The sequence below is a fragment of the Microcoleus sp. CAWBG58 genome, assembly GCF_020883045.1.
In the GTDB taxonomy this organism is placed as follows: domain Bacteria; phylum Cyanobacteriota; class Cyanobacteriia; order Cyanobacteriales; family Microcoleaceae; genus Microcoleus.
In genome coordinates this window covers 1-14,503 of sequence record NZ_JAHRFA010000128.1, presented here as the reverse complement: position 1 = coordinate 14,503, position 14,503 = coordinate 1, and the positions used below count along the sequence as shown (strand labels likewise).

Annotated in this window: 13 protein-coding genes; 11 read left to right on the top strand and 2 right to left on the bottom strand. The window is 45.8% G+C overall.

Going from position 1 to position 14,503, the window contains the following annotated elements; translation table 11 throughout:
• Positions 1 to 624: 624 nt before the first annotated feature.
• Both QZ918_RS31370 and QZ918_RS31365 read right to left on the bottom strand, forming a co-directional pair.
• A complete protein-coding gene (locus tag QZ918_RS31370) occupies positions 625 to 1,758 on the bottom strand; it encodes a cupin-like domain-containing protein (RefSeq protein ID WP_293342590.1) in 1,134 nt (377 codons plus the stop codon).
• Positions 1,759 to 2,002: 244 nt separating this feature from the next.
• Positions 2,003 to 2,866 carry a sugar kinase gene (locus QZ918_RS31365; RefSeq protein WP_293342587.1) on the bottom strand — a complete coding sequence of 288 codons (864 nt, stop codon included), beginning with the start codon at positions 2,864 to 2,866 and terminating at the stop codon, positions 2,003 to 2,005.
• Between the two features lie 148 nt (positions 2,867 to 3,014).
• On the opposite strand from QZ918_RS31365, the gene rsmI reads away from it, so the two are divergent.
• The 11 genes from rsmI (at position 3,015) to QZ918_RS31310 (ending at position 14,390) form a co-directional block, all read left to right on the top strand.
• Entirely contained in the window at positions 3,015 to 3,869 is an 855-nt protein-coding gene (gene rsmI / locus QZ918_RS31360; RefSeq protein ID WP_293342584.1) for a 16S rRNA (cytidine(1402)-2'-O)-methyltransferase, read from the top strand.
• Between the two features lie 211 nt (positions 3,870 to 4,080).
• Positions 4,081 to 5,301: a glycosyltransferase gene (locus tag QZ918_RS31355; RefSeq protein ID WP_293342581.1), complete on the top strand. Its 1,221-nt coding sequence runs from the start codon at positions 4,081 to 4,083 to the stop codon at positions 5,299 to 5,301.
• Positions 5,302 to 5,548: 247 nt separating this feature from the next.
• Positions 5,549 to 6,709, top strand: a complete 1,161-nt coding sequence (hpxO, locus tag QZ918_RS31350; protein ID WP_293148909.1) for an FAD-dependent urate hydroxylase HpxO — start codon at positions 5,549 to 5,551, stop codon at positions 6,707 to 6,709.
• A gap of 254 nt (positions 6,710 to 6,963) precedes the next feature.
• Complete coding sequence (gene uraH / locus QZ918_RS31345) at positions 6,964 to 7,380, top strand: hydroxyisourate hydrolase (RefSeq protein WP_293342578.1); 417 nt, start codon at positions 6,964 to 6,966, stop codon at positions 7,378 to 7,380.
• 88 nt (positions 7,381 to 7,468) lie between these two features.
• Positions 7,469 to 8,482, top strand: coding sequence for an aromatic ring-hydroxylating dioxygenase subunit alpha (locus QZ918_RS31340; RefSeq protein WP_293342575.1), 1,014 nt, complete (start codon positions 7,469 to 7,471; stop codon positions 8,480 to 8,482).
• Positions 8,483 to 8,595: 113 nt separating this feature from the next.
• Positions 8,596 to 9,102 carry a 2-oxo-4-hydroxy-4-carboxy-5-ureidoimidazoline decarboxylase gene (gene uraD / locus QZ918_RS31335; protein ID WP_293342572.1) on the top strand — a complete coding sequence of 169 codons (507 nt, stop codon included), beginning with the start codon at positions 8,596 to 8,598 and terminating at the stop codon, positions 9,100 to 9,102.
• A gap of 216 nt (positions 9,103 to 9,318) precedes the next feature.
• A complete protein-coding gene (locus QZ918_RS31330; RefSeq protein WP_363318780.1) occupies positions 9,319 to 9,891 on the top strand; it encodes an ABC transporter substrate-binding protein in 573 nt (190 codons plus the stop codon).
• A gap of 11 nt (positions 9,892 to 9,902) precedes the next feature.
• Positions 9,903 to 10,235, top strand: coding sequence for a hypothetical protein (locus QZ918_RS31325; RefSeq protein WP_293342570.1), 333 nt, complete (start codon positions 9,903 to 9,905; stop codon positions 10,233 to 10,235).
• 208 nt (positions 10,236 to 10,443) lie between these two features.
• Positions 10,444 to 12,726, top strand: coding sequence for an iron uptake porin (locus QZ918_RS31320; protein ID WP_293342567.1), 2,283 nt, complete (start codon positions 10,444 to 10,446; stop codon positions 12,724 to 12,726).
• A 324-nt stretch (positions 12,727 to 13,050) separates the two neighbouring features.
• Positions 13,051 to 13,644 carry a GntR family transcriptional regulator gene (locus QZ918_RS31315; protein WP_293342564.1) on the top strand — a complete coding sequence of 198 codons (594 nt, stop codon included), beginning with the start codon at positions 13,051 to 13,053 and terminating at the stop codon, positions 13,642 to 13,644.
• A gap of 296 nt (positions 13,645 to 13,940) precedes the next feature.
• Positions 13,941 to 14,390, top strand: coding sequence for a polysaccharide deacetylase family protein (locus tag QZ918_RS31310; RefSeq protein ID WP_293342561.1), 450 nt, complete (start codon positions 13,941 to 13,943; stop codon positions 14,388 to 14,390).
• Positions 14,391 to 14,503: the final 113 nt, after the last annotated feature.

Below are 14,503 nucleotides of genomic sequence, written 5' to 3'. Positions count from 1 at the left end.
GATAAACTCAAAGAACAGGTAAATACAATCATTAAATCTCTCACGAACGAGGTAGTTTTATCACTCTGTGGCTGGGACTATATCCTTGAAGCTACATTAAGTGCAACTTCATAGTGAATTGGTATTAATACACAACGCCAGTTCGAGTTCATTTCACCACTAAAAGCGTTCCTGCTGTCAAGTTAGGAATTCTTGAAGTTGGTCTTTCTTGGTTTCAACTATTTACGATTCGATATGCCTTCTGAGTATCTTTTAGCAAGACTTTTCGCCTCCTACTTCACGGAACCATTGCCAGTGAGGACCTTAGTCCTTCTTTAGTAAAACTAATATTATCGTTCCCAGTTGTATGGGAATAATTTAACCGCAGAGAACACAGAGGACACAGAGAGAGAATAGAGATTTGAATGGAGGACAATGGTATCGGCTGAATAAGTAGGGCTAGAAGTTATTCTAGTTGTCAAGACAAGCCCAAGGGATGAAGAGAAGACTTTAGTTGGTGCATTTAGCTTTTGGGGTTTTCAAGTCCCAAAAGTCTTTCGACTCAATTTTTCTATCGCCCCTTCTTGACTTGTCAAGACAGTACCTACAGGATTTTGGGAATGTTTTTGTGAACCGAACCCCAATCTACGACCAATTAATATGAGGATATTTCCATTCGTAATAATTGGGAAACACAAAATTAGTAAACGAAACCGAAATACTCACATCCAGCGATTTTACGTGATGCCACCAACCCACAGGAATAAAGATAACCTCTCCCGGTTCCAAAATCACCTCAATGATTTTCGCATTTCTGTAAAGCGGATATTTGTCATAGTCAGGATTTTCACCGTCAACTTTGCTGAAAACTCCGACATGATTGTAAAGCAGAGGTGTTTGCTGCGGACAAATCAACTTAATCAGTTTGCGTCCCGATACCTGTGCTAAAACTAAGTTAACCGGGTCGTGGTGTAGCGGTGTAATTGTACCTTTCGGGCCAAACCAAAAGAAAATTCTGCCTTTGGTATCGTCGGGAGTCAGATATTCTGGGAAAATTTCAAAGTCGTTGAATAGCGGTTTAAATTCCTCTCTTTCCAAAGTTTGGTTGTTAGCAACCATGTAGCAGTCGTTGCTAGGGCCGCCGTTGACGACCATATCTATATATTCGCGGAACTGAACGGTTTTTTTGTGGTTGTGTATCTTAATTTCGTAATCCGGATCGGAATTGCGGTTGGCTTGAATTTCCACCTCTGCATCGCCGTATTTTTCCTGCAAATACTCCGGCGTCCACAACTGTAATGCTTTCCAGTTGTGCATGATGTTGGTAATAATTACCGGAGTATTTTTAGCGTAATAATTTTCCAGAAAATACTCTCGGGAAAGACTGCTTTTGCGTTCGATTGTGCCAAACTTGGAAGAGAGGGCTGCTAATTGATTGTTAATGGTGAGTTGCGATTCCAGTTTCTGCAATAACTGCACGTAATGGCTGCCTGCTTGGAAGTACGGATGAGAGGATATTTTGGTAACTTCTGCGGTTGCTGTTTCGGCATCAATGCCTGTATTTATTAGGCCTTGAATGATGTCTGCATCTGGTTGATTTAATAATTTGTTGGCCGCCACCCACTGTTTTAGGTTGTCGGGGACTTCTGGTTTGCTTGGCGCTGCTGCGAGTAGGTTGGGCAAGTTTTGCGTCAGCCATTCTAGATTAACCTGTTGTTCTTCGGTTAGGGTAATCCGCAAAGGGGGAAGTGTGATGGTTAGGGGTTGGGTGTCAGGCATGATTGGAGTGTTTTGTTTTGGGGTGGTTTTGTTTTGCTTGAAGTTGCTTAACTAATATAGCAATCTGGTTGGATTTGTGATTTTTTTTTGCGAACCGCGAAGACGCAAAGGGCGCGAAGGAAGAGAGGAGAGGAGTTGAAAAGTTTTGAAAGGGTTGCTATAACTATTTTAGCTTAATGAGTGTTGGCTGTTTGAGTTTTCTGGGTGCGATCGCTTTTGTCCGGATTTTTTTGTTAATTTTCAGTTAAGGTTGCAGATTTTTTATCCATTGGCGGGTTCCGAAATATTTGCAGGAATCGGAAGCTGTCTTAGCTGCGGCGCTTAGGGCGTTTGTAAAGTTTTTTTGTAAAATGTAGTGACAGAAAGCGCCGTGAAAGATGTCGCCGGCGCCTAATGTGTCTGCGGCTTGTATTTGGGGCACTTCTAAACTACCAAAACTTCCTTTGCACAAGTATTGGATTGGTTTTTCGCCGCGCGTGATGGCAATGTTGGGAATTCCGGCTGCTGAGAGATAAGCAAAGACTTGTTCGGAATTGTGACAGTCGGGCGGATGAAAGTTATCCGAACACACAACCCATTCAACGAAGGGCAATATTTTTTCTAATCCGGGTTTCCAACTGCCGCCATCGAGGACGATTGGAATGTTTTTTGATTGGGCGAGTTGAGCAATTTCTTGGCTGGCTGGGATTTGATGTCCGTCAAATAGTATGATATTAACTGAGGTTAAAATATCCTGGCTAATTGCTTGGCTGTCAACCTGGGATTTAGTAGCGTTGACTGAGATTACTGCCCGATCGCCCGTTGCTTGAGTTACGATAATCGAAGAGACTGGCGGAGAGTGCGATCGCCCTGGCTGCAAATCCATTATCCTGACATTGTACTCTGCTAAGTCTGCACGGATTAATTGGGCGATCGCGTGAGTGCCGAAAACTCCCGCCAACACCGCCGCATTCCCCAAACCGCTAAAAGCGACCGCAGCATTTGTCGCCGGCCCGCCCGCAGCAATGGTAGAATCAACAGCAACAACTTTCTGATTTTCCCCCGGAGGCTTGGAGGCTAAATAAACTAAATCCAAAGTTGCCAATCCCAAAAACAATCCAGTTTTCATATTATCTTTTACATCTATTATTAAATCTGTTCTTCCCTAAAGCCTCCTTCCTTCTTCCTTCGTGTCCTTCGCGTCTTCGCGGTTTAATCATCTTCCATCCGTTAAATCCCGTACATTATCCGTTGCCTCCTTCCTTCTTTTTATCAAAATGCAAGCAAATCCCAATACAGGAACACTGTACATTGTCGGAACGCCGATCGGCAATCTGGAAGATATGACATATCGCGCCATCCGAATTTTGCAAACAGCAGACTTCATCGCTGCCGAAGACACGCGCCACACAGGCAAACTTTTACACCACTTTCAAATCAAAACGCCCCAAATCAGCTATCACGAACATAACCAACAACAGCGACTCCCGGAATTAATCGATAAACTGCTGTTAGGAAAAAGTATCGCCCTCGTCACAGATGCCGGAATGCCGGGAATTTCTGACCCCGGATACGAGTTAGTCAAAGCCTGCGCCGATGCTAATATCAATATTATTCCGATTCCCGGCCCGAGCGCTTGTATAGTTGGGATAAGTGCATCGGGATTACCTACAGACAGATTTGTGTTTGAAGGATTTTTACCCACCAAAGGTCAAGAACGCCAGCGGAGTTTAGAAAATTTGCAAATAGAATCGCGCACTATTATCTTATACGAATCTCCGCACCGGTTGCGGCAAACTTTACAAGATTTAGCAAACACCTTGGGAAGCGACAGACAGATTGTGCTGGCACGGGAGTTGACGAAAATGCACGAAGAATTTTGGCGCGGTAGTATGGAAAGTGCGATCGAACTTTATACCAATCGCGAACCCCAGGGAGAATTTACCCTAGTGATTGCCGGTGTCCAAACAAACGCACCAATTTTCTCAGAAGACGCCATCAAAGCCGAATTGCAAACATTAATAACAGCAGGTGTAAGTCGTTCCCAAGCCAGCCGACAGCTAGCCCAACAAACATCTATTCCCCGACGCCAAATCTACCAACTCGCCCTCACAATAGGCGATAACAGTTGACAGTTGACAGTTGACAGTTGACAGTTGGAGAGCGACCTCTACCTAAAAGAAAGAGGATTGGAATAATGAATAGCCTGATTTTAATTTCTCTCTCAAAGGGAGAGGCTTTCAACCAATTTTTTCTGGTAAAAAACTCTCTCTTCTCCTCCTCTGCGCCCTCTGCGCCCTCTGCGGTTAAATAAAAAAGTTAAATAATCATACTAAAAATTCTATGGTACGCGGAAACTACGATCGCCAAAAACCCTACTTACGCAACCCGCACATCAACAAACCAATCGCCGAAATCTATGCAGACTTAGACGCTTTTAGCTGGGAGATATTTGAAGACCAACCCCACCGCTTCGATACAGTCAGTTTCTACGTCTTGCTTCCCCCGCTGTTTTACGAAGGAAAATTCATCAAAGGGATTTACTTCAGCGAAGGAGTCGAACTCATCAATAAACTATTTCCCCAACTTTCCTCAGTATTTCATTCCTTCACCTATTCCCCCGGAATCTCCTACTCCTGGGCACCCGTAGCCGACGCTTACTCCAGTTTATACAAAAATCCGCAGCGATCCAAGTGGTTTCGCGAAACATATCCCGATCGCGCCAACAAACCAATTATACCGCTACAAGACACCGACTTTATCAACGAATACTTAATTTCCCCTCGCAACGTCCCCGCCAAAGACATCGACATCCTCGCAGTCGCCCGATTTTCCGAAGAAAAGAACTTGCCGATGATTGCCAAAGCCTTAAAAATTTATCGGCAAAAGTATCCGCAAAAACTCATAAAATTAACAGTTGTCAGCGGTCACGACTTTGATGTTAATAACTTGAAAACTCTCGACGAGAACGCCTTAAAAGAATTGCACGAAGTTGAAACAATTTTAGGAAATACCTCCGACTACATCAACTTACTGCCGCGAGTTGACTACTATCAAGAAATCCCTAACTATTATTCGCGGGCGCAAGCATTCGTCCTGGGTTCCCTCCTCGAAGGCAAAAACCGGGGAATTACCGAAGCCATGAGTTGCAACGTACCCGTAATTTGTTTTGAAGAATTCAACCAATACGCCCGAGGAAACTCGCCCGTTTTCCCGGAAGGTGCGGGTCTTTATTCCAAATTTGACGCGGAATCCTTAGCGGATACGATTCATACAGTCTTGCAAAATCAAACTGAATTCAAACCGCGATATCAGTATTTAAAGCATTGCGGCCGCAAGAACTTTTTCAATACTTGCCTTGATAGTTTTCCCTACTACCAGCATAACATTCCCGACTACAAACCGGGAGCGGCATTTAAGAATTTGTGGCTGGATTTAGCGGTGCAGCAAAATTATCAAGTCAGCTTGGATAGTTTTTTGTACGGAGGTTCTCCCCTGTCTCACATTCGCGGGACAAATGCGATTGGGCAAAATCTTGGTGAATTAACCAAGTTTTTAGGCTAATTCCAAATTAATATGTATGGTGTGTAAGTTGTTTTTTTAGGTTTGTAGTACGGACTTTAGTCCGAATCCAAGAAGGACTAAAGTCCTCACTACAAACCTGAAGAACTAAAGTCCTCACTACAAACAGGTTCGTATTACGGGTGATTGACAGACCTTGATATAAATAAAATAGATGTAATTCTCGATACTAAAATCTAAAATCTAAAATAGTATGTATTAGGATTTCACTCAGCAGGAGAAACACAGAATGCACGACTTAAAAGTTGTCATTATCGGTGCCGGAATTGGTGGCTTAACTGCGGGTATCGCCCTCCAACAAGCAGGTTATGAAGTTGCAATTTACGATCGCGTCAAAGAACTGCGTCCAGCAGGCGCTGGTATCTCCATGTGGTCGAACGGCGTCAAAGTTCTCAACCGCCTTGGTTTAGGCGAAAAAATGGCGCAAATTGGCGGAAAAATGGAGCGCATGGAATACCGCACCAAAATCGGTCAACTGCTAAATGACATCGATTTAATGCCACTAATTAAACAAGTCGGTCAGCGTCCTTATCCGGTGGCGCGCCGCGACTTACAACAAATGTTATTAGCAGCTTTTAAGGGAGAAGTCAAGCTCGATCGCAAATGTATTGCCGTGGAAGAAGACGCAACCAAAGTAACTGCAATTTTTGAGAACGGAGACAAAGCGCGCGGCGATTTGTTGGTGGCTGCTGACGGCGTGCGCTCAATTTTGCGAACCCATGTATTGGGCCGCGAAGTACAGCCGAAATACGGCGGTTATATCAATTGGAACGGGCTAGTAGCGGCGGATGAAGCACTTGCGCCGAAAAATACTTGGGCGATTTATGTCGGTGACTGCAAGCGCGCCTCATTAATGCCCGTAGCGGGCGATCGATTTTACTTTTTCTTCGATGTTCCGTTACCCACAGGAACTCCCGCCAATCCCGACAATTACAAAGCCGAACTTAAAGAACATTTTACAGGTTGGGCCGAACCAGTGCAATTGCTGATAGAAAGATTCGATCCCGCAACAGTCGCCCGCCCGGAAATTCACGACGTAGGCCCGATCGACTCCTACGTTCGCGGTAGAGTTGCTTTGCTGGGAGATTCCGCCCACGCTACCTGCCCGGATTTGGGCCAGGGAGGCTGTCAAGCCATGGAAGATGGACTGGTACTCAGCAACTACCTTTCGACTACGAATTTAGGCGTAGAATACGCCCTCAAACGCTACGAAACTGAGCGCAAGCAGCGGGCGAATGCAGTTGTCGAAAAAGCGCGCCAGCGTGCCGAACAAATTCACGGCAAAGATCCGCAGGTGACACAACTTTGGTACGAACAACTGGCTAAGGAACGGCCAACTGATGTGACAGATGCGATCGCCAAAGTCATCATGGCAGGCCCGTTACACTAAGTAGAAGGAAGTTTGGCAACGAGCAATGTGCGGGATGTAGCGGATGTAAAGTGGTTACCTGGCTGTTCTTGAAAACGGATATGCAGAGGCTCTACCTCTGTTATTCTCTTATCTTACCACGAAAAAATTAGCGGAAAAATCGAGCAAAAATCAGCATTTAACCTGGTCTGAAAGAATGGATTGAAAGCCTCTCCATTTGAGGGAGAAATTAAAATCAGACTATTCATTACTCAAATCCTCTTCCTTCTAGGTAGATGTCGCTATCAAACTGTCAACTGTCAACTGTTAACTGTCAACTGTTGAAAATAATGTCAGGCAAACTTACTACTCACGTTCTCGACACAGCCCGCGGCTGTCCGGCTGCAAATATGTCGATCGCCCTACAATCAATTGACCCCAACTCCGGCGCCAAGATCCTGCTAAAAACTGTAACAACTAATGCTGACGGCCGCACGGCTGCTCCGCTATTATCAGAAAGCGAGTTCAAATCGGGAATTTACGAATTAGTATTTGCAGTTGGCGAATACTTCGCGCAATCTGGTCAAAATTTGCCCGATCCGCCTTTTTTAAACAGCGTTCCAATTCAGTTCGGCATCGCGGATGTTACCGCACATTATCACGTACCTTTGCTTGTTTCTCCTTGGTCTTACAGTACCTATCGCGGTAGTTGAAAAGAAGGAAGTTCGGCAACGGATTTTGGAACGGATGTAGCGGATGGAACGAAGATGGGTTGAGTTATTATTTAAAAGAGGAGGAATTATGTTAGTTACCAAGCAAGCTGTTTTCAAAAGATTCTGGTATCCAGTGATTCCCACAGCCGAATTGTCCGGGGAGCCAAAACCTTTTGTATTATTAGATCAGCCGATCGCACTTTGGCTCGATTCTGAAGGTAAACCCGCAGCAGTAGAAGACCGCTGCTGTCACCGCACTGCTAAACTTTCCCTGGGAAAAGTTGTCAGCGGCAACATTTCCTGTGCTTACCACGGCTGGACATTCAACTCGTCAGGAACTTGTGTCAGCGTTCCGCAACAGCCAAACGGCTCGATTTCTGGCAACTACAAAGTAAAATCTTATCAGGCTTGCGATCGCTACGGATACGTTTGGGTTTGTTTGGGGGAACCAATCGCCGAGATTCCCAATATTACCGAAGCAGCAGACCCCAACTACCGCCAAATTCACGAATTTTACGAACCTTGGAATTGTGCGGGATTGCGGGTGATGGAAAACGAATTAGATATGGCTCATCCTACTTTTGTACATACCGCAACTTTCGGCAGCGAAGAGCATCTCACGCCCGATGTGATGGAGTTTACAGAAACAGAATGGGAACTGCATTACCGAAGTGTTTTGGGTGTCGCCAATCCCGCCGAACAACAGCAAAACTTAAACATAGAGCAAGCAGAAACCGTGCGGACAATAGACGGAATTTGGTTTTTGCCGTTTACCGTCAAGCTGCGGATTGCTTACCCAAACGGACTCGTTCACATCATCGTCAATACCATGACTCCGATTGACGATTCAACTTCTCAAATGGTGCAGTTTTGCCTCCGCAACGATACCGAAAGCGAGGCAAAAACCAGCGATATTATCGCCTTCGATCGCGCTGTTACTTTAGAAGACAAGCGGATTTTAGAAACAACAGATTGGGACGTACCGCTCGACATCGCACAAGAACAGCATATGCTGACAGATAAGCCGGGAATCATCATCCGCCGCAAAATTGCTGCACTGTTAAAAGCCCACGGCGAAGTTGAACAAACTAAAGTCAGTTGACAGTTGACAGTTGACAGTTGACAGTTGACAGTTTGTAGTGAGGACTTTAGTCCGCAATTTTTTTCGTTTCACTCCGAATGACATACTACTAAAATTAATTCATGCGATCGACAATGCAATACTCTCTCATTGAACTCAACGAAATGAGCCAGGAGGTATTTACAGAAGCCTTGGGCGCGATTTTTGAACGCACTCCCACAGTCGCCCGTTGCACTTGGGACGATCGCCCTTTTGCCTCCACAGCCGACTTGCACGCTAAAATGGTAACAGCCGTCAATTCCATGACTGGGGAAGAAAAATTAGCATTAATTCAAGCACACCCGGACTTGGGAAGCAAAGCAAAAATGGCTGTAGCATCGGTTAACGAACAAGCCGGCGCAGGTTTGGATCGGCTATCTGTCGCAGAGTTCGATCGCCTGCAATTCCTCAACCTAGAATATCGCGAAAAGTTCGGTTTTCCCTTCATTGTGGCGGTGAAAAACCACACAAAAACCAGCATTCTTGAAGCATTGGAGCGCCGCCTCAACAATTCCCCAGAAACTGAAATGCAGCAGGCTTTAACAGAAATCTATGAGATTGCGCGGTTTCGCCTTGAGTCAGCAATTGGGAAACAAGACTGAAATTTCAGGCACGTAGTTGCGCTTCAGCGCTCTTTGGTACGTAGTTGCGCTTCAGCGCTCTTTGGTACGTACTTGCGTTTCAGCGCTCATGAGGGCGAGTGAACGCGCAACCACATACAAACTGGAAAATATCATCCGATCGCCCGATACATTCCCCCAAAATAGTTGTAGAATAGTATCATAAGGCACAGAAAAACATAAGGCGACAATGCACCGCTGACGATCGCCATTGACAAAGGATATTTCCCAGCAGAAGGATTGGATGTTAAAATCGAGCGGGGCTACGGTTCGTCAGACGCCATCACCAAAGTAGCAGCAGGTCAATTCGAGATCGGATTTGGCGATATTTACTCGATGATGGAGTTCAACGCCAAGAATCCCAACGATCCGGTAGTAGCAGTTGCAGTGCCTTACAATCGATCGGCTTTTTCAATTGTCAGCCTCAAGTCGAAGAACATTGCAGATCCTAAAGGATTGACAGGCAAAAAGCTAGGATCTCCACCAGGAGATGCACCGCGCAAACTGTGGCCGGTATTTGCCCAAACAGTAGGGGTGCAGCCCGACAGCGTAGAGTGGATTACAATGGAACCAAAGCTGCGGGAAACCTTACTAATTAAAGGCGATGTCGATGCAGTGAGCGGATTTGCCACAACCATCATCCCGGCATTAGAAAAAGCAGGCAAAAAGCCAGAAGATATAAACGTATTCTACTATAATGAGAACGGTCTAGATTTGTACGGAAATGCGATCGTGGTCAAAAAGCGTTTCTCGACCAGAATCCCGAAGTAGTCAAAGGATTTTTGAGAGCGTATTTTAAAGGACTGCAAGACACATTAAAAGATCCAGCAGCCGGATTGGAGTCGGTAGCGAAAGCGGCAGATAGCTTGATGGACAAAAACGCCGAAAAGCGCCGCCTGCAAATCGCCCTAGAAAGACTCTATATCTCTCCCGAAGTTGAAAAAGTTGGCTTGGGCGGAGTCGATCCAACTCGTCTGGAAGCGACAGCAAAACAAGTAGCAGGAGCCTTAAAAATAGAAGCTCCCCCAGTCAATAAGATATTTGATGAAAGCTACTTACCTCCTCTAGAGCAGCGAGCTTTACCTCCTGCTGCCGATCGCAAACCCTTGACTTAAAACTGACTAAAATGATTACTTCGGTTTGTAGTGAGGACTTCAGTCCGCATCCCGGTTCGTAGTAAAGACTTCAGTCCTCAAAAGTTGGTAATAAGGACAAAGAGTCCTAAAAAGGTTCGTAGTAAGGACTTCAGTCCTCTCTTAATAATGACTAAAGTCATTACTACAAACAATTTGATTGAACATACATATTTACGGTGTGAGGATAATGTCTAAAAATTTTTATTCCCAAATCCTGCTGACAGCAACGCCAGCACTAATTTGTATGAGCCTGCTGCATTCTCCGGCAAGCTCTGCTGCGGAAGTTGCCGCTACAGAAACTCAGCAAGCAATAGCCTCGCCAGCCGACTTACCGCTGGTTGATGCCGTCCAGTCACAAAGTGCGTTAGCGAAGCCCGCCCCTACGGGGGCTACGCCAACGAAGAGGATCGCCCAAATTGAAACAGCACCAAATCCCGCATCAACGCCAGAAATAATCGCTGATGCCAAACCACAAAAGCCAGAAAAACCCGAGAGTATTTCCCTCGCGACAAACAGCGAAAAAACAGCAGAAATTTCTCAAGCCAACGATGTCAAGCAGACAAATATAGCATCCGAAAAATCCACTAGATGGCCAGTTGCGGTAGAGCCAAATTCCACAGAGACAAAGCCTACGCAAACTCTAGAATCAACCGCAGATATTTCACCGGAACTAACAACAAACAAAAAATCGGAAGTCGCCGCAGCTTCCCAACCAAATAATCTGCAACCGACAGATACAGCAACTCAAGAATCCAGCGAATCAAACCTCTTATCAGAATCAATTCAAACCCCAGAAAAACCAGCACCGACAAACATCACCCAAGTCCAGGCAGACAGCTTAGAAGCAACCAATCCTTCCGCCTCGCCGGAGATGGAACAAGTCACCTCAGTTTCTCAACTCAGCGACGTTAAACCCACAGATTGGGCATTTCAAGCACTGCAATCATTAGTTGAACGCTACGGCTGCATAGCTGGATATCCCGACGGCACCTATCGCGGAAATCGAGCCATGACTCGCTACGAATTCGCCGCAGGTTTGAATGCGTGCCTCGATAAAGTTGCTGAGTTGATAACAGCAGGAACCTCGAATTTAGTTAAAAAAGAGGATTTACAGAAACTCCAGAGACTGCAAGAAGAATTTGCCGCAGAACTAGCAACGCTGCGCGGTAGAATCGATGTATTAGAAGCTCGCACGGCGAATTTAGAATCGAATCAATTCTCAACTACCACAAAACTCAATGCGACGGTTTGGTTCAACCTCACCTCAGCATTTCCGACAGGCGATATCACCGCAGAACGCAGCCGCACCGCCCCGGAAAGCCCCTTTGCTACCCCGACTCGCGATGCCAACAACCGACCGACTCGCGTTGAGCGCGGGCAGCCTGAAACTACTTTTAGTTACTACGCTTTCCTGACTCTAAATACTTCGTTTACTGGCAAAGATTCCCTCGTAACTCAGTTGGTTTTTGGCAACGGCAACTCGCCTGCAAACGAATTAGTTTCGGGTGGTTTTTACAACTCGTGGGGAAGTCCTTTTTTAGATCAAACTGGTGCGCCAACGGCTAATGCTGTGGGACTTCGCGAGATGTCCTACACGTTTCCCGTCGGAGATAAAGTCCAAGTTGCGATCGGGCCGCGATTGAATTATTATCGATATTTTGACGGCAACCGTTTCACATTTTTTCTGAAAGGGGCAACGAGTTTTAACTCGAATGGAAGTACATTGTTAAATGCAGTCGATCGCGGATCGGGCGCTGCTGTCACTTGGCAAGTTGCCAAACCGCTCAGGTTTACGGCTGCTTATATGGCTGAAAATACCGAATTTTTGAATCCTGCTGTATATAATACTGCTAGCAATCCCAGGGATGGTTTGTTCAACAGTTCCAACACGATGACAGCGCAGTTGGAATACGCCCCCAGCAATTCTTTCAATCTGCGGTTGCTTTACGCGCGATCGAGCCTCAAACCTTATAATGGATTTATTGGCGGTGCTGTGGGCGAACCGCTGCCTTACGGTTATGCGGATGACGGTTTTGGGGGAAGAGTTAGAGACTCCGGTGCCGATACTTTTGTGGTTAATTTTGATTGGTTGTTGAGCCGGAATTTTGGTTTGTTTGGGCGGTATTCCTACGGCCAGCTTGAGGTAAATCCGGTAAATCGCGATCGCTCTGGCGGAGACATTAAAGTACAATCTTTGCAAGTTGGGATGGGATTTCCGGATCTGGGAAAACAGGGCGCGCTGGGCGTGCTTTCATTTGTGGTTCCCCACGATTATATCTCGGGTCGCAGGTTTTTGCTCTCGGGCGGTGGCAATGGAGGTACTCAGTACGAGGTAGAGGGTTCGTATTATTACCCAATTACTAATAATATTGCGATCGTCCCGGCATTCTACGCTATCTTTAATGCCAACAACTTTGATGGCAATCCCACCGTGTTTGTGGGCAATCTTCGCACTCAGTTCTGCTTTTAAGCAAGGGGTGGAGGCGGGTTTATTTAGTGGGAGGGGGCGGGTTCACCAAGGAGTAAAAACGTAGCAAACAGGTTAAATAAACCCGCCCCCTCCCACGAATAGGCTCCAAATAACCCGCTTCACAAGGCGTGCAAGATGTCCGATGCAACCGAATTTCGCGCGCTTTCCCGACAGTCCTGCTACACCAGCGTCAATGTGATGTATCATTGAAAACGAGTCAGCCCAACCAAACTGTTATTTAACATAAAAATCTTAGAGATGAGCCTGAATTAACAATTTTTAACAACAGTATTAACTCTAATTTTAACTTAAGGACAACTGACTTTGGGTCTTTCATTTCGCGCGATTCGCCGCACTCAATCTCTGCACGAACAGACTTATCAAGCTCTCCGAACTGCTATCCTGTCGGGGGAATTAGCGGCTGGAGAACGCTTGATCGAAACTCAACTGGCAGATATGCTCAACGTCAGCCGGACTCCGGTGAGAGAGGCTTTGTGCGAACTGCAACGTGAAAATTTAGTTACAGCATATCCGCATCACGGATTGCGCGTCGCTACGCTGTCTATCGCAGATGCAGCGGATCTTTATGATTGTCGGATTGCTTTGGAACAGCTATCGGTGGCAGGAGCCAGCCAAAATGCTACACCGGCTCAAGTTCAACAATTGGAAGCGATTGTGTTGCAGGCAGAAAGTACGACATATTTGCGATCGGGCGAATTGACAAATTATCAATTGCTGTACGCTGACTGCCAATTTCATCGCTTGCTAGCCCAAAGTTCCGGCAATCCTTGGTTGGTAACTTTGTTAGATCAGGTATTTGACAAAATGATATTAGTGCGGCTTCGCACGATGGAATACAATCCCGGAGTATTGGAAATCCGCAGCGAACACCGTCGCATTTTTCAAGCTGTCAGCTAACAGAATGCAGCCGTAGCAGCCGCAGCAATTAAAGAACATTTAATTGCCAGTAAAGCGCGGGTAATTAAAGAAATTCAACAGATCGAACAACATCAATAATTTGAGATTGGGAATTGGGCATCGGGAATTGGGCATCGGGCATCGGGCATTGATTATTATCAATAACCCCTAACAAATAACCCCTAACAAATAACCACTAACAAATAACCACTAACAAATAACCACTAACAAATAACCACTAACAAATAACCACTAACAAATAACCACTAACAAATAACCACTAACAAATAACTTATATGCCAGCAAATTATCCGCGAGAATTAGTCGGTTACGGGCAAAATCCCCCCGATCCTCAATGGCCAGATCGATCGCGCATAGCACTGCAATTTGCGATCAATTACGAAGAAGGTGGAGAAACCTGCATCCTGCACGGCGACGGTTCTTCGGAAACATTTCTGTCAGAGATTGTCGGCGCCGAACCCCTATCGGGACTGCGCCACATGAACATGGAATCCTGTTATGAATACGGCAGTCGGGCCGGTTTGTGGCGCCTGCACCGGATGTTTACTTCTCGGAAGATACCGGTGACTGTTTATGGGGTGGCAATGGCGTTAGAAAGGCATCCCGAAGCTGTGGCAGCGATGTTGGAGGCTGATTGGGAAATTGCCAGCCACGGCTACCGCTGGATTGATTATAAGTATTTTGGGGAAGAGGCGGAACGGGAACATTTGCAGGTAGTGCCCTGAAGGAAAGGATCGAGAGAATAAACTGAACTAAAAAAAAAGTAGGCATTTAGAGTTGTAAATTAGCATTGTAATGATGCACAAACCGCCAAATTGCAGCAATATGATTTTCTAAT